A 20,078-nucleotide genomic window follows, 5' to 3' on the forward strand; every position below is an offset into this window, starting at 1 on the left:
GCCAGCCGTCGCGATGGCTGCTGCTGCGGACGCGCGGTCGGCCCTGATGATGCCTGCCAGTGCGAGGAAGGCGAGCGCTGTAGTGCACAGCGCTGCGGCAGCGACGAGTAACAAGCGGCGTCGACGCCGCGTAGTGTGTGGCATGGGTCTCTCCTCAATCTTGGGACCCCGGCGGCTCTCTGTTGGCGCAGGGGGCCGCCACGTCGTGTGGCGACCACGGCCGCGGGCAATGCCAACTCTAGCCTTCAGATCGAAGGAGAGTGGCTGGGTACATTAGTGAATGTGCGGCCTTGCTGACTCTTATGGCTTGCATTCCATGGCCGGTGGTGGCGTTTGGGTTGAAATCGCCTTGGTTGTAGAGGCGGTCTGCGTCACGGGTCTGCAATCCGAAGGTGCGCAACGTGATCTGTTCGTTACCTACATGGCGCGCCCAGGGGAGAACCCCCGGCCCCGGTGTCCGATTTTGACCGCATCGTCATAGCGTCTCTGGCCATGCGTGCGGCAGCGCCGTGTTTTCACGCGTCTTTCGTCACGGTTGGGGGTGGTCCCACATGGCCGGTTTCGACGCCGAGCGGGACAAGCCGCGCCCGCCGGCGAAGCTCGGCGCCGCCGGGCGGCGGCTGTGGCGCGAGATCGTCGAGCGGTACGAGCTGCGGCCGGACGAGGCGCGCATCCTGGGCGATGCGTGCCGAGAGGCCGACATCGTGGAACGGCTCGAAGCCGAGCTGGCCGACTCCCCGCTGATGGTGAAGGGGTCCATGGGGCAGCTCGTCGCGTCCCCGCTGGTCTCCGAAGTCCGGCAACACCGGTCGGTACTGGCGTCGCTGCTGAAGTCGCTGAAGCTGCCCGACGCACCCGCTGATGCGCAGCGCAAACAGAACGCTGTATCCGAGCAGGCACGTGCCGCCGCTCGCGCTCGATGGGGGAACGTCAAGGGGGTGTGACCGTTGCGCGTCACGCTCGCCGGACAACGCGTTCCGCTCGCCCCCGATGGCCTGCCGGTCGGGATGCCCACCGACTACGGGATTGCAACGCTCGGGTGGGGCGTGCTCGCTTGGGGGGAAACCTTCCTCGCGCAGCCAGACGGCGCCGTCGCCGGCGATCCGTGGCGGTGGACCGACACCCAGGCCCGCGTGGTCGCGTGGTGGTACGCCGTCGATGCCCACGGCGCGTGGCTGTTCCGTCGGGGCCAGGTCGTCATGCCCAAGGGGGCCGGCAAGTCCCCGCTCGCCGCCGCGCTGGCGTGCTGCGAGCTGGCGGCGGAAGCGGTGTTCGACGGCTTCGACGCCGTGGGCGAAGCCGTCGGCCGACCGCACCCGTCCCCACACGTCCAACTGGCGGCCGTCAGCCAGGATCAGACCGACAACACGATGTCGCTCGTCCTCGCGATGCTGCGCGAGGGCGACGCCGCCCACGCGATACCAGGGCTCGACATCGGCCTGACCCGCGTCCGAACCCGGCTGGGCAAGCTGGAGCCGGTCACCGCCTCGGCCGCGTCCCGCGAGGGACAGCGCCTCACGTCCGCGATCCTCGACGAACCACACCTCTGGCTGCCCTCGAACGGTGGCAAGAAGCTCGCCGCGACCATCCGCCGGAACCTCGGCAAGATGAACGGCCGCTCACTGGAGACCACGAATACGTGGGTTCCGGGCGAGGACTCGGTAGCGGAGAAGACCAGCGAGGACGCCGAACGCGCCCTGTCGCGCCGCGAGCTGGGCGGGCTCATGCGCTTCCACCCTCAGGCCACCGTCAAGGACCTGTCCGACGAGGCAGAGGTACGCGCCGCGCTGACGCGCCTGTACCGCGACGCGCCATGGGTGCGCATCGACCGCGTGTTGGAAGAGATCTACGACACCAGCACCGACCCCGCCGACTCCCGCCGCTTCTACCTCAACGAAGTCGCCACCGCCGACGACGCACTGTTCGCCCCCCACGAGTGGGACGCATGCCGCACCGACGCCGAGCTGTCCGACGGGGACACCATCGTCCTCGGATTCGACGGCTCGATTCGCGAGGACGCAACCGCGCTCGTCGCCTGCCGCATCGAGGACCGACTGTTCGTGCCGCTCGGCATCTGGGAGCGCCCGGAAGGACCGGACGGCAAGGGATGGGAGATCGACCGCGAAGCGGTGGACACCGCGGTCCGGGACGCGTTCAAGCGGTACGAGGTGGCCGGGCTCTTCGCGGATGTCGAGCACTGGGAAAGCTACGTGGACGCCTGGGGCCGGGACTTCCGCGAAACCGTCCGCGTCCGCGCGTCCTCCGCGAACCCGGTCGCCTGGGACATGCGCGGACGGCTGCAACAGTCCACGCTCGCCAACGAACGCCTCACGCGCGCCGTACGGGACACCAAGGTCCGGCACACCGGGGACGTGACTCTACGGCGCCACGTGCTCAACGCACGTCGCCGCCCGAATCGGTACGGCATCAGCTTCGGCAAGGACCGGCGCGGCTCGCGCCGCAAGGTCGACGGATGGGCCGCGTGCCTGCTCGCCGAGATGGCCCGCTACGACCTGACCATGAACGGCAAAGGAAAGATCAACAAGGACAGGCGCGTCATCGTGCTGCGCTAAGCGTTGGGCGTCGTCCCCTCGCTCTCCTGGAATCGGGCGCCGGATCGCTACAGTTCTTCTCAGCAGAAGAGGGACAGCGGGGGACTGGACAGGTTGATGCAGTGGATTCGGCGACAATTATCCCACGTGTGGAGCCGTGTTCGGCAGTGGCGATGCAGGGTAAATGAAGAGAGTTCCAACAAGCGCATCGCCGAACTCGACGAGTCAGTTGAGCGATTGGGAGTTCCAATTGTGGCTCTGCCTCGTACGTATACGCGTGAGGCTTTACATGAGAACCGTGACACCCTTGAAACGTTCCCTTATGGCTCGCTCTTGATCGCTGCTTTCCTTATGACGGTCATCGCGAAAACTGCGCCCGATTCCGTAGGAGCGTTACAGGACGCCGCTGAGACTCATGCCTTGAATGCCCCAGCAAGAGTGGCAAGCAATCTCCTGATCGGGTGGGGTATGGGTGATCGGGCTCCCTCCAGACACGAGGCAGGGAGTGCGTTCCCTGGAATTCTGCTCTTTTCCTTGTGGGCCCTTCCGGTCATATGGTTGGGGTCACGACGGTTGGGTCGGGGTGCTGAACGTCGATATCGCCTCACCTTGCGGACGTCAGCGGCGGTGAAGCTGTGTGCTGATGCCTACGAATCCACACGGGCTGAACGACCGTGGGCGCTAACTCGGCTCGACAGCGCTTGTCGCCTGGTGGAAAGAAATATCCTCAAAGCGCGCCACAATGCGGGAACTATGCCGCGCCGCTCCAGTCGACATGCGCACGCAAGAATTCATGCCGCATACGTGGCGGGAGCGCTACGTCAGCAAATGGACCGGCTCGACGAAGAACCGGAAATCGCATTAAGGGATCTGGGCGTGTTGCTCGTCACCATTGGCGAGCGCCACGCAGAGGGGCGCGTCTCGGCGATGCTGCCAGAATCAAGCTTGTCGGGCGTTGCCCCTTTGTCTCTCGCCCGCAGCACTGTTCGGGAGTCACTACACGTAGTGGCGGTCATAGTTGGCGCCTTGGCCGGGGCGATCATCGGTAACGCTTTAACGTCGGCAACGGCAATTCCCGCTGATTTACGCCCATGGATGGTAGCGGCTTTCGCGATTCTCGGTGCCATTATTTGTGGGGGCTGGCATAGGGTCGCTCGCCTCCTTGAGCTCTTTCCCGGCAAATAGACGTTGGAACAGGAGATGTGCGATGCCTACTTCCTACGCCGACGTTATGGCCCGGCTCGAACGCAAGCTGAGCGGCGGCACGCCCACCCGCGCCCGGCTGGATCGCTACTACGAGGGACGGGTACGCCTCGCCTCCATCGGCCTGTCCCTGCCGCCCGAGATGCGGCGGCTGTCGACGGTGGTCAACTGGCCGGCGCTGTATGTCGACGCGCTCGAAGAGCGGTTGGACGTAGAGGGGTTCCGGCTCGACGGCGCGGCCGACGCCGATGACCGGCTGTGGCAGTGGTGGCAGGCCAACGACCTCGACGAGGAATCGCAGCTCGCCCACCTCGACGCGCTCGTCTACGGGCGCGCGTTCGTCACCGTCGGCGCCGCCTCCGACGAGGGCGCCCCGCCGGTGATCCGGGTGGAGTCCACGCGCACCATGGCCGCCGACTTCGACCCCTACACCCGCCGCATCACCGCCGCCCTGCGCCTGCTGGCCGACGAGCCGGAAGACGAGCCGCGCGACCGCGACGACCACCACGTCACCAGGCCGCCGTACGGCGCACGGCTCTACCTCCCCGACCGAACAGTGTCGCTGGAGCGCGCCCCGCGCGGCGGTGGGTGGGTGGTGACCGGTGAGGACGTTCACCAGCTCGGGCGCCCGCTGGTGGAGATGCTGACCAACCGCGGAAGGGCGGGCGAGCGGTCCGGCGCGTCCGAGATGCGTGACGTGATGGCACTCACCGACGCCGCGTGCCGCACGCTGACCAACATGCAGGGCGCCCAAGAGCTCTTGGCCGTCCCTCAGCGGTACGTGCTCGGCGCCCAGGCGCAGGACTTCCAAGACGCCCACGGCAACCCGATCCCCGCATGGGAAGCGTACATAGGGCGTTTCCTCATGCTGACGAACGAGGACGCCAAGGCCGGCCAGTTCCCCGCCGCCGATCTGCGCAACTTCACCGAGGTCATGAACCTCTACTCGAAGCTCGTCGCCTCGGTCACAGGCCTGCCGCCCCACTATCTGGGGATGTCCACCGACAACCCCGCGTCGGCGGATGCCATCCGTTCCAGCGAAGCGCGGTTGGTCAAGCGCGCGGAGCGGAAACAGCGCGCGTTCGGCGGCACGTGGGAGCGCGTCATGCGGCTTGCGATGCTCGTTGAGCGGATGGACCCGTCGGCCGGGATCACGATGGAAGCCGTCTGGCGCGACGCCGCCACTCCGACCGTTGCGGCACGCGCCGACGCCGTGACGAAACTCGTCGCCGCCGGAATCCTCCCAGTCGAAGCCGCCTGGGAACAGCTCGGCTACTCCCCGCAGTACCGCGCCCGGCTGCGCGCCATGACCGACGCGGACCCCGCCGTCCGCTACCTGGCCGCCACCGACGGCGGCGGGCTCGACGAGCGAGCGGCGGCATGACCCCGGAGGAGTACCGGCGGGCACAGAACACGATCACCGCCGCACTTCGCGCCGTGCTCGCGCCACTGGTGGCCACGCTGCGCGGACGCCCCACCGACGCGCAATGGGCCGCGTTCCTCGACGCCGCGTATCCGGCGCTATACCGTGCGCGCGTCCAGTCGTGGCAGCTCGCCGCCGACTTCTACGCCGACCAGCGCCGCGCGCAGCTCGCCCCCGCCCGCAGTGGGGAAACGTCACGCCGTGACGTAACTACCGCGTCGGCCAGCGGCGGAGATTCGTCACCGCGTGAGGAAACGCCCGCGCGCGACCGGCTCGCCGCTGTGGACGGCGGCCGTGATGAAAGTGAGGAAACTCCGGAGGTGCCGCGCCGGAACTACCCGCCGCGCGCCCTCGCCGCCGCCTACCGGCCGTTGCGCGCCCGGCTCGACGCGCTCGACGAGGGCGCGCCCCTGCCGGACACGACGGCCGAGCAGGCAGTACGAGTAGCCGAGCGGCACGCCCGGGACGCCGGACGCGAAGCGATCGTGGACGCCGCCCGGCACGACCCGCGCGCCCTCGGCTACGCCCGCCGCGCCCTGTCCGGCCACCCGTGCGCGTTCTGCCTCATGCTCGTCAGCCGGGGCCCGGTCTACAGGAACGCCTCGGCCGCGCTGCGGCGCGATGGCGAGGACGAGCCGTATCACGACGGCTGTTCATGCGTGGCCGTCCCGGTGTTCAACGCCGACCGATGGCCCGGCCGCGACGAGGCCGAACGGCTCGAAGCCGAGTGGCGCCAGAGCGGCGGAACGCTCGCCGAGTGGCGCCGCCACATCGACGAGCAGCGCCGTCAGCAAGCCGACGACAGCGGCAGCACCTCGGCCGCCTCGTAAACCGCACATCACTTCGCGCGCCTGTCCCCCGCAACGGGGCCGGGCGCGTTCGTCATGCCCACCTCCCCGCGCGCACCGGAACGGAGCGGGCGGGCGCACCCGGAACGGGAGCGATCACCTTGACCGACACCACCACCGCAACGACCGCCGCCGCGAGCACGCCCGCCGACGGCACCACCACAACCAGCACCGCCACACCGCCGACCGGCACCGGGCCGGACGCCACCGTCCCGGGCAGCCAGCCGCCCACCACCACCCAGGCACCGACGGCCGACGAGGACACCACCGTCCCCGCCGAGGGCGGTATTGACGACGCCGAGGTGTGGAAGGGCCGGGCGCGTGAGTGGGAGCAGCGTTCGAAGCGCAACGCCGAGCTCGCCGCCCGCTACCCCGACCTCGAAGCCCGCGCCCGGTCCCTCGAAGAGCAGTACGAGGAGGCCGTAGGCGCCCGCGCCCGGCTCGAAGCCGAGCTGTGGCGCGAGCGCGCCGCCCGCGCACACGGCATCCCGGACGACCTGTTCGAGTTCCTGACCGGCTCGTCCGAGACGGAAGTCATGGAGCGCGCCGAGCGCATCGCCGCCCGCGTCACCAGCGGTCCCCGCCGCCCCCTTCCCGACCCCACGCAGGGGCGCGGCTCGACCGCGCCCGCATCGCCGGCGGACGCCTTCGCCGCGTACGTCCGCGACTCCCTGAACCGATAGGAGCACCCGACCATGCCCGCACCGGGAACCCTCGCTGACATCGGTCAGCTTCCCGTCGAAGTCATCGCGCCGATCTTCGAGAAGGCGCAGGAACAGAGCCTCATCCTGGGCATGGCGAACACCATGCCCCTGTCCTACGGACAGACCAACATCCCCGTCATCACCCAGCGGCCCGAGGCCGGCCCGGTCGGGGAGTCCGAGCAGAAGCCGGGCAGCGAATACCGGTACGAAATGCGGGTGGTCACCCCTCGCAAGTTCGCGACCATCGTCACCGTGAGCGAAGAGTTCATGGAGGCGGACATAGCCGGGCTGTACTCCCAGATCGAAGGGGACCTGTCGTTCGCCATCGCCCGCGCGGTGGACCTGGCCATCCTCCACGGCCGCGCCGCCACCACGGGCGCCGAGCTATCCGGGGTGGACGGCCAGTTCCTCAACGCCACCACCAACCGCGTGACGCTCGGCACCGCGCTGCCCGACGAGGGCGGCATGGCAAAGGACATCGGCGACGGGTACGAGCTCGTCATCAACGACGGCCACGACTTCACCGGCTTCGCCGCCGACCCCAGGTTCCGCGCCCGCGCGGTGAACGCGTACGACAGCTTCGGCCGCCCGCTGTTCCAGGCCGCCGGCCCGGATCTGTCCAACGCGACCATGACCCTGATGGGCCTGCCGGTGCGTTACGGGCGCGCGGTGTCCGGGCAGATCGGCGCCAGTGCGGACACCCTTGTCCGTGCGCTGGGCGGGGACTGGAATCAGTTGCGCGTCGGCATCGTGAAGGATCTCAAGCTCGACGTGACGAACCTCGCCGCGGTGACGCTCGGCGGCAAGCTCGTGTCCCTCTTCGAGAACAACCTGGTCGCGCTCCGCGCGGAGATCATTTTCGGGTGGGCCATCGGCGACCTCGACGCGTTCGCTGCCTACGAGGACGCCCCCGCCCGGTCGTGAGAAAGGGGGCCACGGGTGCGGGTCGTCGCCCTCGTCCACTGGTACACGCCGTACCACAACGCCGGTTCGGAAACGATGCTCCACACGCTCTTGCGTGCGCTCATCGATGCCGGCCACGAAGCCCATGTGGTGACCACCAGCCAAGGGGAAGGAGAGGCCGAGTACGTCCACCAGGGCGTGACCGTCCACCGGGCCGGCGTGCTCGGCACGGTGCCCGAACTTCTCGACAAGCTCGCCCCCGCCGCGCTGGTCACCCACCACCAGGAAACCCCGCACGCCACGCAGTACGGGCGCACACGCGGGGTTCCCGTGGTGCAGATCATCCACAACGAGATGCACCACACCCGCGTGTGGCTGCACAAGCGGCCCGCCCTCGCTGTCTTCAACACCCTGTGGATAGAGCGCGAGTGCGCCCGGTACCGGGTGCCTGGCATCGTCGTGCATCCGCCGATCTGGCCCGTCGAGCACGCCACCACAGCGGGCGACCTGGTGACGCTGGTCAACCTCAACGCCCACAAGGGCGGAGAGATCTTGTACCAGCTCGCCGAGCGGATGCCGGATGTCGAGTTCGCCGGGGTGATCGGCGGCCACGGCGAACAGGTCATCCGGCGGGACGTGCCGAACGTCGAGATCATCCCGCACACCGCGAACATGCGGCGGGACGTATGGGCACGCACGCGCGTGCTGCTCATGCCCAGCGTGTACGAGTCGTATGGCATGGCCGCCGTTGAGGCGATGTGCTCGGGCATCCCCGTCATCGCCGCCCCCACGCCGGGACTCCTCGAATCCGTCGCCTGGGCGGGGACGTTCGCCGGGCGGGACAACCTTGATGCGTGGATCTCCGCGATTCGCTCGCTCCTGCTGCCCGACCGGTGGCGCGCGGCATCGGCTGCCGCGCTGGAACGCGTCGCCGAGCTCGACCCGCGCCCCGAACTCGACGCGTGGGTGGCCGCCGTCGAACGACTCGAAGGGGAGGGCCGGGCCCATGGCGTACGCAACGGTTGAGGATGTCGCCGCCCGGCTCGGCCGCGACATCGACGAGGACGAGCAGCGGCTTGCCGCCGTGCTCCTCGACGACGCCGAGCAGCGCATCCGCGCCCGCATCCCCGACCTCGACGAGCGGGTCAACGCGAGCGAGCACTACCGCGCGCTCGTCGTCTCCGTCGAAGCCGCCGCCGTGGTCCGCGTGCTGCGCAACCCCGGCGGCTACCGCTCCGAGACCGACGGCAATTACGCCTACACCCTCGACACCCGCGCCGCCGCCGGATTCCTCACCATCCTCGACGAGGAATGGGCACTCCTCGGCGCCTCGCGCGGCGCGTTCACCGCCGTGCCCTACCTCGACCCGATCCGCCATGACCCCCGGCACCTCGTCCGCTACCCGCGCGGGACAGGCCCCTACCTCCCGCTCGACCGCGAATGGTGGCCGCCGTGAGCCTGCTCGACAACGGCAACGAGACGATCACCGTCTACCCGCAGGAACGCACGACGGACGACCGGGGCAACCAGGTCTGGCGACCCTCGACCACGCCCGTATGGGTCCGGTGCCGAGTGCAGCCGGTCGACGCCGACGAGCCCACCGTAGCCGGACAGACCACCGTGACGACCTACCGCGTCATCGCGAGGGATGCGCCACTCGGACCGTGGGCGCGCGTTGAGTGGGACGGCCGCACATGGGATGTGGTCGGCGAGCCGCGCCGCTACAACGGATCACCAGCCACGCGGCATATCGATGCTTTGATCCGCGCGAGGTAGTTGCGATGACTCCTAAGTTGGGGTGGCGAGTAGCCGGGCTGACGCATCTTTGAATTCACCGATCCTTGAAGTGACCTCCTCGGATATTCTCCAAAGTTCCGAGAACTGCTGCTCTAACTCGGGGGTCAATTCTGTGTCCGGGTTTAGATTTTGAATCTCGGAAAACATCGTCCCAAACATAGAGATGCCCTGTAGGGCTGACGTGATGGCAGCGAATGGGGCATCTTCCGACTGGGGTTCAGTCAGCAGAGAGAGTTTATTCATGATCTCTCTAATCGGGTCTAAAGTCGAGCGAACATTATCCCACTCTTCAGCCAACCGCTCGGGTGCTGGTGTGCTGAACAGGTACGGATTGAAGTTGTTCAAGAAGTCGCTCACTACGTCCAGTTGAGACAGAGCCTGTGTGAAGAGATCTAATCTATGCTGTCGAAGCCAGTGCATATGTTCATGTCGTGCCTGCGCTGCTGCCGCATTCTCGGCGCCTACTTTGGCGCCCCAGATCGCTGCACCACCACCGATGGCCGCGCCGATTAGTCCGAACCCGGCGGCTATGACGGCCGCTATGCCCTGATCCATAGTTCGTATGTTCTCGCGCCCGGAGTCATAACGGCTAGGGGTTCTCACGCTATGTGGAGGTCTTTTATGGCGGGCGTCAACCCGCGCATCGGTCGGCGGGTCGCCCGGATGCCGGGCGTGAAAGCAGCCGTACGGGCGCGCGCCAACCGGATTGCGGCCAGGGCGCGGGCGAACCTCGGCGAGCACCGCGCGGAAGGGGATTCGCGCATCGAGGTCACGCGTGGGCGTACTGACGTGGTGGTGTCCCTCGTCGATGCCGCCGCGCTGTCCATCGAGTACGGCCGCGACGCCTACACCAACCGCAACGGGCAACGGGTCGGCCCCATGCAAGGGCTGTACGTGATCACCCGCGCCGCACGAGAGGGGTGAACCGATGCCCGCCCGGATGCTGCCGTCCGCCGCCGACCTCCTCGTCGGCGTGCTCCGCCCCGCTCTCGCCGTGGCGACGGTCGGAACCCTCATTCCCGACCCGATGCCGTTGCCGTTCGTCCTCGCTCGTCCCATCGGCGGCGCGGCGGTGGACATGAGGTTCCTCGCTCGCGCGGTGGTCGATGTCCAGACGTGGGCCGAGACGGACCGCGACGCGGAAGATCTCGCCGCAGCCGCCCGCGCCGCCCTGGTCACCGCGTGGCGGCAACAAGTCGTGGTCCCCGGTGTGGGGTCCGTCGGGTGGCTTGCCGAACGTGCGGCCCCGGTGCTGCTGCCCGACGAGCACACCGGAGATGGCGTGTACCGCTATCAGGCCGCCTACGAACTCACCATCCGCCCCGCCTCGTAGGCGAGACCACTTCCCACCTCGGCGCCCCGGCATCCGACGGGGCGCTTCGTCGTTCCCGAGAGATTTGGAGGGCACCGCCGTGCCGCTCGATGACAACGCCGTCCTCAATCCGGCTGTGGGCCACTACTACTTCGCCCCGACGACCGGCCAGCCCATCCCCGACGACATCACCAACCCCGCTGCCCCGTACGTGGACCTCGGACACACCAGCCTTGACGATCCGTTCGGCATCACCAGCGAGGGCGGCGAGACCGAAACCCTCGGGACCTGGCAGAACAAGAACCTCCGTAACACGGTGAGCCCGCGCGTGGAGACCGTGACGTTCGCGCTCCAGCAGTGGGACGAGCAGGCATATCGCGCGTTCTGGGGCGCGAACGCCACCACCGCCGACATCGGCGGCCGGACCGTGGTGCAGACGCCGAGCGTTCCGGAAGAGCTCGAAGGCGCGCTGTTCGTCCTCGTCCGCGACGGCGCGAACGGCATGTTCTTCCACTTCCCGCGCGTGTCCATCGCCCGCGCCGATGACATCAGCTTCGACGCCGAAGCCCTCGCCGGGCTCCCGGTGCGGGCAACCGTGCTCGGCATGTCCGGCCAGGACTGGACGTATCAGGTCGGCACCCTCGCCCCGCTGTCCACCCCGCCGGGCTCGTAACCGCGCCCCTGTCGGCCGGGTGGTGCGGTCTTCGCGGACCGCCGCACCACCCGGCCTTTCTGTGCCCGCGTCCCGCAAGCGTCCGCGCGAACTCCCGGAGGTCCGCACCCATGACCCGCGTCACCCTCGACGACATCCGCCGCGCCGCCGAAGCGAAGTACGGAGACTTCGACATCGCCCTACCGGACGGCGCCACCGTCACGCTCCGGTCCCCGCTGCGCATGAGTGCGGAGGACCGGGCCCTACTCGGCGACATCGAGCAGCTTGCCGCCGCCGGCGACACCGACGCCATCACCGAAGCACTCAAGATCGCGGCCAAAACCCCGGAGCAGGGGCGGCGCCTGCTGGACGCCATCGGCGGTGATCTGGCCATGGCCGCCGTGCTCTTCGAGCAGTGGGCGCAGGCGGTGAGCGTGGGGGAACCCTCGGCCTCTGCGAGCTGATCGACCGGTACGGCGCGGCGCTGCTCGCCGACTTCCGGCGCTTCTACGGCATCGACCTGACAGAAGCGCTCTACGGAAGCCGGCCGACGGCGCCGCGTCTGCTGCTCGCCCTCGTGGAGGAACTGCCCGACGAATCCGCCTTCGCCGCCGCCGTACGCGGCGGCCCGCAACACCGCGGTTGGACCGTGACCGCCCACCTGTTGGCGTCCGTGATCGACGCCGTGGGCGAAGCCGCCTGGGTCGCCGCACAAGCCAACTCGCGAAAGCGCATCCGCCGCCCCCGACGTTTCCCGCGCCCCGCCGCCCAGCAGCGCCGACCGGTCACGGTCGCCGCCCTCGCCGAGCGGTTCGGCGCGGACGCCGGCGGGGATGTCATCAGGAGGTGATCCGATGGCCGGCCCCGGAGGCCGCGAAGCGGACCGCGTAAGCGTCCGCGTCGTCCCTGATACCTCCCGGTTCGCCGCCGACCTGCGGCGCGCCCTCGACCGGATCGAATCCGCGCTGCGGGTCAACGTCCGCGTCGATGCCGACCTGGACGGCTTCACCACCGACGTACGCGCCCGGCTCGCCGCGCTGCGGGACGAGACGGTCCGCGTGCGGGTGGACGCCGACCGCGATGGGCTCGACGGCCTGCGTTCCTCGCTCACCGCGCTCGGCCGCGACAGCGGGAGTGCGGGCGGCCCGCTCGGTTCCCTCGCCCGGTCCGTGGCGAGTGTGCGCACGGTCGCGCTCACCGCTGTACCGAACATCGCCGGGCTCGCGGGCGGGCTTGTCCAGATGGCGCCCGCCGCTGGCGTTGCCGCCACGGGACTACTTGCCGTCGCCTCGGCAAGCGCGGCAGTCAAGATCGGCACGGCCGGGGTGGGGGATGCGCTGAAGGGCGACGCCGATGCCATGGCGCGGCTCGCGCCGTCCGCCCGTTCCTTCGTGACCGAGGTACAGAGCCTCAAGCCCGCGTGGGACGGGCTGCGCTCGTCGGTGCAGCAGTCGTTGTTCGACGGTCTCGCCGGAAGTGTGCAGCGGCTCGGCACGTCCGTGCTGCCTGTGCTGCGCGCGCAGTTGACCGACACCGCGGGCGCGCTGAACACCATGGGCAAGGGTGCTGCCGACGCTGCCGCCGATCTCGCTGACTCGGGCACGCTCGGCAAGGCGATGTCGTCGGCGAACACCGGGCTTCGCAACCTCGCCGGGGTTCCGGCGCTCGTGGTGCGCGGGCTCGGGCAGATCGCCGCTGCCGCCGGCCCGTCCTTCGAGCGGATCACTTCCGGCGCGGCCTCCGCTGCCGAGGGCGTGTCCGAGCGGTTGAACAAGGCGTTCGAGTCCGGTGGACTTCAGCGCGCCATCGAGCGCGCGGTGTCGCTGGTCGGCCAGCTCTTCAGCACTCTTGCCAACCTGGGCACTGCGGTGGGCAACATCTTCGGCCCGGCCGCCGACGCCGGGGCCGGGTTCCTTGGCGTGCTGCGCGACGTGTCGCAGACCCTCGCCGAGGTCACCGGTACCAAGGAGGCGCAGGCCGCCTTTCAAGGGCTGTTCGACGCCCTCGCCGCCGCCGGACAGGTCATATCCGGGGTGCTCGGCGCCGCGCTGCGCGCCGCGCTGCCGTTGATATCCACGCTGGTCAGTGCTCTCGCCGGGCCGCTTCAGCAGGCGTTCGCCACCATCGGCCCGGCACTGGAAACCCTCGTCAGCGCGCTCGGCGGAGCGCTGGCCCCCGTGGTCTCCGCCGTGGCGGGGGTGCTCGCCGACCTGGTGCCGATCGCGGCCGAGATCGTCACCATGCTCGCCGACGCACTCGCCCCGGTACTGTCCTCGCTCGGCCCGGTCATCGCCCGGCTCGTCACCGTGCTCGGCACCGCCCTGCAACCGATCCTGGCGCAGCTTCCGGCGCTGCTCGCCCCCTTTCTGGCACTGATCACCCGGCTCGCGCCGATCCTTGTGCAGCTCGCGGCACAGATCATTTCCGCCCTCGCGCCCGCCCTCATGCAGATCGGCGCCGCGTTCGGGCAACTCCTCGTCGCCCTCGCCCCGCTGCTGGCCGCGTTCGGCCAGCTGATGGGCGATGTGCTGTTGGCGCTGGTGCCGATCCTGACGCCGATCATCGGCCTTGTGGCGCAGCTTGCCGCGATCTTCGCGGGCGTCCTGGCCTCCGCCGTAACGAACATCCTGGTTCCCGCCCTCCGGCTGATCACCGATCTGCTGCGCGGCGACTTCTCCGGAGCCTGGACCCACGCCAAGCAGCTCCTCGCCGGAGTGGGCCGGTTCTTCCGTCAGCTGTTCGTCAGCTTCGGGAAGTGGGCGGCCGACGGCATCGCCGCCGTTGTCTCGTGGCTTCTCGGGTTGCCGGGACGGGCCGCTGCCGCCATCGCTCAGTTCGGCCCGGTGCTGCGTAATGCGGCGGTCAACGGCCTGGCTCGGATGCTGGCAGGACTGCGCGAGAAGTGGTCGGACGTCAAAGCGTGGTTCACGGCGTTGCCAGGTCGCGCAAAGCAGGCGCTCGGCGATCTCGGCAACATCCTGAAGGAAGCCGGAAAGGCGTTGCTGCGGGGTTTCATCAACGGCATCAAGTCCATGTTCGGCGGCGTCAAGAAGACGCTCAGCGGACTCACCGACATGTTGCCTGACATCAAAGGACCGCCGAAGCGGGACGCCCGCATCCTGCGCCCAGCCGGGCGGCTGGTGATGGCGGGATTCATGGACGGCATCAGCGCCGCCGTCCCGGACCTGCGTGCCCAGCTCCGCGCGGTCACTGACGAGGTAGCCGGATACCGGCCCGCTATCGCCGCCCAGGTCGAGACCTCCCGCGCCGCATGGACGACCGACGAGCCGGGCGGGCGGGGGCCGACGGTCTCCATCGGCACGTTCGTCGCCAACCAGCAGCAGACGCCCGCGGGCATCGCCCGCGAACTGGCGTGGCTCGCCAAGGGAAGGGGGTAGGCCCTCATGCGCTCCGGCCCGGCCGAAGTCCTCGTGAGCGGGGACGGACAGATCCAGTTCGGCACGTACCTGATGGGCGAGAACACCCCCGTCCACGGGCGGCAACTGGCCGGATGGGACGACCTCCCCGACCTCGATGACGCATCCGTCCCGATGCCCGCATCCCACGGCGCGTGGCCCGGCTGGCTGCTCGCCGGGGTGCGGGTGCTCACCTTCGATTTCCTCATCCACCACGAACAAGGAGCCAGCGGGCTTCCGGCGGTGCTCGACGAGCTGCGGCGCGCGACCGCCGTACGGCAGGAGGAAACCCCGCTCGTCGTCCAGCTCGCCGGCGCACGTCGGCTGATGTGGGCGCGGGTCACCAAGCGCAGCCTCCCCGCATCGCGTGACTACACCTGGGGCAAGCCCACGGGCGCGATCGAATGGACGTGCTCGGACCCGCGCCGCTACGAAGTCGAAGAGCAGGTGGCCCGCACCGGTCTTCCGGTGCCGGAACCCGGCCTCGACTGGCACCAAGCCGACCCGCCGCCGGGTCTCGAATGGGACCTTGATTGGGGAGCGGACGGCACACCGGGCGCCGTGACCGTCGACAACGACGGCGACGCCGACACCTACCCCGTGCTTGCCATCACCGGCCCCGTGGTCCGGCCGGCCGTGACCAATCAGGCCACGGGCGCGGTGCTCGAATACGACATCACCTTGGCCGCCACGGACCGGCTCGTCATCGACACCCGCGACGGCACGGTGACCCTCAACGACACCGCGCCCCGCGTCTACACCGCGACCGCGCGCAGCACCCCGGAGCAGGCGTTCACCCTGCCGCCCGGCCCGTCACTGCTCACCTTCCGCGCCGAGGAGTTCAACGACACCGCGGCGCTCACCGTCCTATGGCGCTCCGCCTGGTGGTGACGACCCCGACCCACGCAAGGGAGAGACCAGCATGACCGTACGGGCGGCGTGGCTGACCAACCGCGGAGACCTCGCGGGCGGCCAGACCCGAAACGACAGCCGCATGACCCCGCTCGGCACCATGACCCCGGCCGCCGAACTCACCACCACCCCCGGCGTGATCCCCGGCGGCGACCCGTTCGCCCTCGCCGCCACGGGACCGATGACGGCCACACTCGGCGTGGGCCGCGCCGTGGTGCAGGGCACCGACATACAAGGCGCCTACCCCCTCGCCGTCACCGCGCCGGAGACACTGACGTTCGCCGACGGCAACCCCGCCAACCCCCGCATCGATCTTGTGGTGCTGCGCGTGTACGACAGAGCACACGACGAGTCTGGCCAGGTCCTCGCCGCCGTCGAGATCATCACCGGCACCCCCGGAGCCGCCCCCGCACCCCCGCCGCTCCCCGCCGCATCGCTCCCGCTCTACCGCGTCGCCGTGGCGGCCTCCGTCTCCGCCGGAACAGGCGGCATCGACTTCCCCGCCGCCACCACCGACGTACGCCGCTACACCGTCGCAGCCGGCGGGATCGCTCCCTCGTCCAGCGCACGGGGCGCCTACCGCGCGCAGTACCGCGACAACGGCACCGGGCTCCAGCGCTTCAGCGGCGCGGAATGGGTCGGCTACGCCGCCGAACTCGTCCCATGGACCAAAGCCACCCTCGCGAGCGGCTACGGGCACAACGGCAACAGCAACGGCAACATCGCCTATCGGGTCATCGACCTTATCGGCGCGCGGTTCGTCCAATGGCGCGGCGGCATGAACGTCACCTACCGAGGCGGCGCCCCCGTCCGGGACGGCGAATTCCTCACCGCCGCTCTGCCCACGGTCGCCCGGCCCGGAACGCTGCGCACCGTACCCGTGGCGTGCTCCGCCGTGGACAGCAACGTCCTATCGCTCAAAGCCGACTTCCGCAGCAACGGCCGGGCCGCCCTCGTCGCCCAGTCCGGCGCCACGCCGCCATGGGTCAGCCTCAACGGCGTCATGTACGTGATCTGACAGGGGGCGCACATGACCGCGACCTACCGCGCCCTCTTCTGCGATCTCCGCACCGACCAGGTGCGCGACGCCCTGCCCGTGACTGGCGTGAGCATCGAGGACTACATAGGCAAGACCGGCACCATGACCAGCACCCTCACCGCCCCCGACCCGGCCACCGCCGAACGGATCACAGCCGCCGTCGTCCCCGGACGTACGGCCGTGTGGATCGAACGCGACCGCGCCATCTGGTGGGGCGGCATCGTCTGGACGGCCGCCCTCGGCTCGACCACGCGCGGCGCACCGGGGACGGCGGAGATCCAGGCTGCCACCTTCGACAGCTACTTGGATCACCGGCTGTTGACCGCCGACATGAACGCCGCCGACGTGGATCAATTCGAGATCGCCCGCCGACTGGTGGACTTCGCCCAGTCGTCCGCCGGCGGTGACATCGGCATCCGGCTGGACGAGCGCCAGAACTCCGGGGTGAAGCGAACCCGGAAGTACAGCCGGTATGACCTGCCGAAACTCCGGGACCTCCTCGACAAGCTCGCCGCCGTCCAGAACGGCTTCGAGTGGCGTATCCGCTGCTACCGCGACGATGCCGGCGAGCGGGTCAAGGAATTGCAGCTCGGACACCCCCGCATCACCACTGCCCGCGGGCCGGCGGCAACCGTCCTCGACTACCCCGGTGCCGTCGTGTCGTACCGCTTCCCCTACGACGCCACCACCCGCGCCACCCATTGGCGGTCACGCGGCGCGACGAACAACACCACGCAACGCCCCCTGATGTCGACACCCATGTACGTCATTGGAGCCACCGCCGCCGGATGGCCACGGCTGGACGGCACCAGCGACTACACCGACATCACGACCAGGGCGGCTCTCGACGAGCACGCCGCCGCCGACCTCACCGAGGCATGGACGCGCGAAGTCGTCCCCGACATCACGGTGAACCTCGACGCGGCGCAGATCACGCCCGCGATCCTCGGCGCCACCATCCGCCTGCGCATCGCCGACGTATGGACTGGCGCCGGATTCACCGGCCGGTACCGCGTCGTCGGCTTCACCGTCCGCGCGCCCGAGCGTGGCCAGTCCGAAACAGCCTCGCTCGTCCTCGACGCTGCCACGCGCGGCGACCTCGGCGACAACGATGACGAGGGGAGCGAACCCCTGTGGCTGTGATCCCGGCCGACCTCCTCGACCGCATCCGCCGCCTCGAAGAGGACGTACGCGAACTTCGCGGCCGACTCCCCGCCCCGCCTCCCGACGAGCCCACCACACAGGACACCGACGCCGACGAGGCGCGGTAACCCACCACCCACACGAAAGAGGTCTCAACCATGGCCGAACCGCTGTCCGCCGACGCCCTCGTCAACGCACTCAGGCACGAGGGCGTCACCGTCGTCGAGCACCCCGGATGGCGCACCCACAACCGCGCCGGTCACGGGCCGTGGGGCCCGGTCTACGGGGTCGTGATCCACCACACCGTGACCAGCGGGACCGACGCGTCAGTACGCATCTGCTTCGACGGATACGCCGATCTCCCCGGCCCGCTGTGCCATGGCGTCATCGACAAGGACGGCCGCGTCCACCTCGTCGGCCACGGCCGCGCCAACCACGCCGGCACCGGTGACCCCGACGTTCTGCGCGCCGTCATCGCCGAGAATTACAGCAACAATCCGCCCCGTCCCAACCAGAACAGCACCGACGGAAACGCCAGGTATTACGGCTTCGAGTGCGTCAACCTCGGCGACGGCAAGGACCCGTGGCCTAACGCCCAGCTCGACGCGATCGAGCGCACCTCGGCCGCCATCTGCCGCGCTCACGGCTGGACGGCGAAGTCCGTCATCGGCCACAAGGAGTGGACCAACACCAAGGTCGACCCGCGCGGCTTCGGCATGCCGGACATGCGCGCCCGCATCGCGCGGCGCCTCGGCGTCAAACCGAGCGGCGGCGGCTCGACGAGCGACGATAAGCCGCAGTCCAAGCCGACGGTAAGTCTCGCCGAGGTCATCGCAGCCGCACGCAAGGACCCGAACGCTTCCCAGGGCCACACCACGCACAAAACCGCGGTTGCTCTCGTCGAGCGCGCCCTTTCCGCTGAGGGCCTGCTGGCCGCGAAGTGGGCCGACGGTTCATTCGGCACCAAGACCATTACCGCATACGAGACGTGGCAAAAGCGCTGCGGTTACACCGGCCGAGACGCCGATGGCATCCCCGGCCGCGACTCCCTCACCGCACTCGGTAAACGCCACGGCTTCACTGTGGGGGACTGAACGAGGTAATGCAGCCGAACCCGCAGAAGGAACACGGAATCTGTAAAAGCAGCCTGTCGGAATCTTAATGCAACGCGTCCCGCCCCGGTTTCGTCCGGGGCGGGGCTCTTTCTTTTTGTCGGCATCCGTATCGGGAGCCGCGCGATTGGGGGTTGCAGGGCCGCTCACATGGCCGGGAACTCGTCACCCTTGACGGCCTCGACGAACGATGACCAGTCATCGGCAGAGAAGGCAAGTATGGGGCCTTGCGGGTTCTTTGAATCGCGTATCGCCCGAGCTGCGTCGGGCAGTTTTGCGACCTCGACGCAGTTGCCGTTATTGCCGGAGAATGAGGACTTCACCCATTCGAGAGAATCAAGGGAGTCTGGCTTTATGTACTTCACGGCTACACCATCTCTTCTAGGGCCTTTTGAATCAAGGTCCGGGACTTACCCACATCGGATGCCGCCGCGTTGAGGCGGCGAAACAATTTCTTGTACGCCTCGGTGTCGGAAGGTTCCTCGTAGTAAACGGTTCCTGTTGTGGATTCCGTATACGCTACGTCCGACTCTACGGCTGTGGGGAAGCTCATGATGACGAACGGTCCAAAGAGGCACGCGTTCATCGGACTTTCGCGCGGGAGGATTTGAAGCTCGATATTGGTTTCCCGGCTCGCCGTGAGCAGGAAGTCAAGTTGATCCCGCATGACCTGAGGACTTCCAACGTGATGGTGAAGGATCGATTCAGACAGGACTACCCACAACTGAAGTGGCGTAGCCCTGCGAAGAACCTTACGCCTTTCCTCTCGAACCTTGAGCTGAGTTTCGATCGCCTCGGCTGTCGCCTCTGGTGCTTGCAGGCGAATGACGGCCTCGGTGTATTCCGGAATCTGAAGCAATCCGGGGACAAGGTTCGTCTCTACGTTGTAGATCTCTGACGCGTCCCATTCGACAGCGACATATGCGGCGTATGCCGAGTCAACTACATTGGTGTATCGAGTCCACCAGCCCTTTTGGCGCGCCTCCCTTGATAGCTTCTCAATCTCGGCGCGCTTTTCGGGTTCTTCGACGCCATAAGCGTCCAGCAGCGTACGGAGGTCAG

Annotated in this window: 23 protein-coding genes; 20 read left to right on the top strand and 3 right to left on the bottom strand. The window is 68.7% G+C overall.

Translation table 11 applies throughout. The features are described from left to right. Positions 1-551 precede the first annotated feature (551 nt). From ACWDSL_RS35275 to ACWDSL_RS35315, 9 genes are all read left to right on the top strand, one after another. Positions 552-944 (top strand): hypothetical protein, encoded by a 393-nt coding sequence (locus ACWDSL_RS35275; protein WP_450492022.1) that lies wholly within the window; start codon positions 552-554, stop codon positions 942-944. A gap of 3 nt (positions 945-947) precedes the next feature. Continuing rightward, the gene (locus tag ACWDSL_RS35280) at positions 948-2,573 is read left to right on the top strand and encodes a terminase (protein ID WP_450492023.1); all 1,626 of its coding nucleotides are present in this window, start codon (positions 948-950) and stop codon (positions 2,571-2,573) included. A 1,186-nt stretch (positions 2,574-3,759) separates the two neighbouring features. After that, a complete protein-coding gene (locus ACWDSL_RS35285; RefSeq protein ID WP_450492024.1) occupies positions 3,760-5,139 on the top strand; it encodes a phage portal protein in 1,380 nt (459 codons plus the stop codon). Further along, positions 5,136-6,008, top strand: coding sequence for a VG15 protein (locus ACWDSL_RS35290; RefSeq protein ID WP_450492025.1), 873 nt, complete (start codon positions 5,136-5,138; stop codon positions 6,006-6,008). Before ACWDSL_RS35285 ends, ACWDSL_RS35290 begins: the two co-directional genes overlap by 4 nt. 119 nt (positions 6,009-6,127) lie before the next feature. Next, positions 6,128-6,709 (top strand): hypothetical protein, encoded by a 582-nt coding sequence (locus ACWDSL_RS35295; RefSeq protein ID WP_450492026.1) that lies wholly within the window; start codon positions 6,128-6,130, stop codon positions 6,707-6,709. A 12-nt stretch (positions 6,710-6,721) separates the two neighbouring features. After that, positions 6,722-7,654 (top strand): phage major capsid protein, encoded by a 933-nt coding sequence (locus ACWDSL_RS35300; protein ID WP_450492027.1) that lies wholly within the window; start codon positions 6,722-6,724, stop codon positions 7,652-7,654. Positions 7,655-7,669: 15 nt separating this feature from the next. Further along, positions 7,670-8,659 (top strand): glycosyltransferase family 4 protein, encoded by a 990-nt coding sequence (locus tag ACWDSL_RS35305; protein ID WP_450492028.1) that lies wholly within the window; start codon positions 7,670-7,672, stop codon positions 8,657-8,659. Next, complete coding sequence (locus ACWDSL_RS35310; RefSeq protein ID WP_450492029.1) at positions 8,640-9,089, top strand: Gp19/Gp15/Gp42 family protein; 450 nt, start codon at positions 8,640-8,642, stop codon at positions 9,087-9,089. The genes ACWDSL_RS35305 and ACWDSL_RS35310 overlap by 20 nt, the downstream gene beginning before the upstream one ends. Further along, positions 9,086-9,409, top strand: a complete 324-nt coding sequence (locus tag ACWDSL_RS35315) for a phage head completion protein (RefSeq protein WP_450492030.1) — start codon at positions 9,086-9,088, stop codon at positions 9,407-9,409. Before ACWDSL_RS35310 ends, ACWDSL_RS35315 begins: the two co-directional genes overlap by 4 nt. 12 nt (positions 9,410-9,421) lie before the next feature. On the opposite strand, the gene ACWDSL_RS35320 is transcribed toward ACWDSL_RS35315, so the two are convergent. Beyond that, a complete protein-coding gene (locus ACWDSL_RS35320; RefSeq protein ID WP_450492031.1) occupies positions 9,422-9,985 on the bottom strand; it encodes a hypothetical protein in 564 nt (187 codons plus the stop codon). 66 nt (positions 9,986-10,051) lie between these two features. Here ACWDSL_RS35320 and ACWDSL_RS35325 point away from each other — a divergent pair, with 66 nt between their 5' ends. From ACWDSL_RS35325 to ACWDSL_RS35375, 11 genes are all read left to right on the top strand, one after another. After that, positions 10,052-10,354, top strand: a complete 303-nt coding sequence (locus tag ACWDSL_RS35325) for a DUF5403 family protein (RefSeq protein WP_450492032.1) — start codon at positions 10,052-10,054, stop codon at positions 10,352-10,354. A gap of 4 nt (positions 10,355-10,358) precedes the next feature. Further along, positions 10,359-10,763, top strand: a complete 405-nt coding sequence (locus ACWDSL_RS35330; protein WP_450492033.1) for a phage tail termination protein — start codon at positions 10,359-10,361, stop codon at positions 10,761-10,763. A 79-nt stretch (positions 10,764-10,842) separates the two neighbouring features. Continuing rightward, positions 10,843-11,415: a phage tail tube protein gene (locus tag ACWDSL_RS35335; protein ID WP_413800092.1), complete on the top strand. Its 573-nt coding sequence runs from the start codon at positions 10,843-10,845 to the stop codon at positions 11,413-11,415. Positions 11,416-11,525: 110 nt separating this feature from the next. Then, a complete protein-coding gene (locus tag ACWDSL_RS35340) occupies positions 11,526-11,858 on the top strand; it encodes a phage tail assembly protein (RefSeq protein WP_450492034.1) in 333 nt (110 codons plus the stop codon). After that, the gene (locus ACWDSL_RS35345; RefSeq protein ID WP_450492035.1) at positions 11,810-12,244 is read left to right on the top strand and encodes a hypothetical protein; all 435 of its coding nucleotides are present in this window, start codon (positions 11,810-11,812) and stop codon (positions 12,242-12,244) included. Before ACWDSL_RS35340 ends, ACWDSL_RS35345 begins: the two co-directional genes overlap by 49 nt. Positions 12,245-12,248: 4 nt before the next feature. Then, entirely contained in the window at positions 12,249-14,792 is a 2,544-nt protein-coding gene (locus tag ACWDSL_RS35350) for a phage tail protein (RefSeq protein WP_450492036.1), read from the top strand. 6 nt (positions 14,793-14,798) lie between these two features. After that, on the top strand, positions 14,799-15,701 hold the full coding sequence (locus ACWDSL_RS35355; protein WP_450492037.1) for a phage distal tail protein: 903 nt from the start codon (positions 14,799-14,801) through the stop codon (positions 15,699-15,701). 31 nt (positions 15,702-15,732) lie between these two features. Then, positions 15,733-16,740, top strand: coding sequence for a hypothetical protein (locus tag ACWDSL_RS35360; RefSeq protein ID WP_450492038.1), 1,008 nt, complete (start codon positions 15,733-15,735; stop codon positions 16,738-16,740). Positions 16,741-16,752: 12 nt separating this feature from the next. Then, positions 16,753-17,904 carry a hypothetical protein gene (locus ACWDSL_RS35365; protein WP_450492039.1) on the top strand — a complete coding sequence of 384 codons (1,152 nt, stop codon included), beginning with the start codon at positions 16,753-16,755 and terminating at the stop codon, positions 17,902-17,904. After that, complete coding sequence (locus ACWDSL_RS35370) at positions 17,895-18,032, top strand: hypothetical protein (protein ID WP_450492040.1); 138 nt, start codon at positions 17,895-17,897, stop codon at positions 18,030-18,032. Before ACWDSL_RS35365 ends, ACWDSL_RS35370 begins: the two co-directional genes overlap by 10 nt. Before the next feature lie 30 nt (positions 18,033-18,062). After that, positions 18,063-18,998: an N-acetylmuramoyl-L-alanine amidase gene (locus ACWDSL_RS35375; RefSeq protein WP_450492041.1), complete on the top strand. Its 936-nt coding sequence runs from the start codon at positions 18,063-18,065 to the stop codon at positions 18,996-18,998. A gap of 164 nt (positions 18,999-19,162) precedes the next feature. Here ACWDSL_RS35375 and ACWDSL_RS35380 read toward each other — a convergent pair whose 3' ends face one another. Together ACWDSL_RS35380 and ACWDSL_RS35385 are read right to left on the bottom strand one after the other, a co-directional pair. Next, positions 19,163-19,381: a DUF397 domain-containing protein gene (locus ACWDSL_RS35380; protein ID WP_450492042.1), complete on the bottom strand. Its 219-nt coding sequence runs from the start codon at positions 19,379-19,381 to the stop codon at positions 19,163-19,165. A gap of 2 nt (positions 19,382-19,383) precedes the next feature. Next, positions 19,384-20,078, bottom strand: a 695-nt coding sequence (locus ACWDSL_RS35385) for a DUF5753 domain-containing protein (RefSeq protein WP_450492043.1), incomplete at its 5' end; no start/stop codon positions are given.

The sequence above is a fragment of the Streptomyces sp. NPDC000941 genome, from assembly GCF_053599555.1.

What these genes read in the sequence shown, in the direction of transcription:
- ACWDSL_RS35355 (WP_450492037.1), top strand. Translation starts at nt 14,799, where the DNA reads ATGCGCTCCGGCCCGGCCGAAGTCCTCGTGAGCGGGGACGGACAGATC.
- ACWDSL_RS35375 (WP_450492041.1), top strand. Translation starts at nt 18,063, where the DNA reads ATGGCCGAACCGCTGTCCGCCGACGCCCTCGTCAACGCACTCAGGCAC.
- ACWDSL_RS35320 (WP_450492031.1), bottom strand. Translation starts at nt 9,985, where the DNA reads ATGGATCAGGGCATAGCGGCCGTCATAGCCGCCGGGTTCGGACTAATC.
- ACWDSL_RS35350 (WP_450492036.1), top strand. Translation starts at nt 12,249, where the DNA reads ATGGCCGGCCCCGGAGGCCGCGAAGCGGACCGCGTAAGCGTCCGCGTC.
- ACWDSL_RS35340 (WP_450492034.1), top strand. Translation starts at nt 11,526, where the DNA reads ATGACCCGCGTCACCCTCGACGACATCCGCCGCGCCGCCGAAGCGAAG.
- ACWDSL_RS35275 (WP_450492022.1), top strand. Translation starts at nt 552, where the DNA reads ATGGCCGGTTTCGACGCCGAGCGGGACAAGCCGCGCCCGCCGGCGAAG.
- ACWDSL_RS35310 (WP_450492029.1), top strand. Translation starts at nt 8,640, where the DNA reads ATGGCGTACGCAACGGTTGAGGATGTCGCCGCCCGGCTCGGCCGCGAC.
- ACWDSL_RS35290 (WP_450492025.1), top strand. Translation starts at nt 5,136, where the DNA reads ATGACCCCGGAGGAGTACCGGCGGGCACAGAACACGATCACCGCCGCA.
- ACWDSL_RS35360 (WP_450492038.1), top strand. Translation starts at nt 15,733, where the DNA reads ATGACCGTACGGGCGGCGTGGCTGACCAACCGCGGAGACCTCGCGGGC.
- ACWDSL_RS35325 (WP_450492032.1), top strand. Translation starts at nt 10,052, where the DNA reads ATGGCGGGCGTCAACCCGCGCATCGGTCGGCGGGTCGCCCGGATGCCG.
- ACWDSL_RS35330 (WP_450492033.1), top strand. Translation starts at nt 10,359, where the DNA reads ATGCCCGCCCGGATGCTGCCGTCCGCCGCCGACCTCCTCGTCGGCGTG.
- ACWDSL_RS35365 (WP_450492039.1), top strand. Translation starts at nt 16,753, where the DNA reads ATGACCGCGACCTACCGCGCCCTCTTCTGCGATCTCCGCACCGACCAG.
- ACWDSL_RS35300 (WP_450492027.1), top strand. Translation starts at nt 6,722, where the DNA reads ATGCCCGCACCGGGAACCCTCGCTGACATCGGTCAGCTTCCCGTCGAA.
- ACWDSL_RS35285 (WP_450492024.1), top strand. Translation starts at nt 3,760, where the DNA reads ATGCCTACTTCCTACGCCGACGTTATGGCCCGGCTCGAACGCAAGCTG.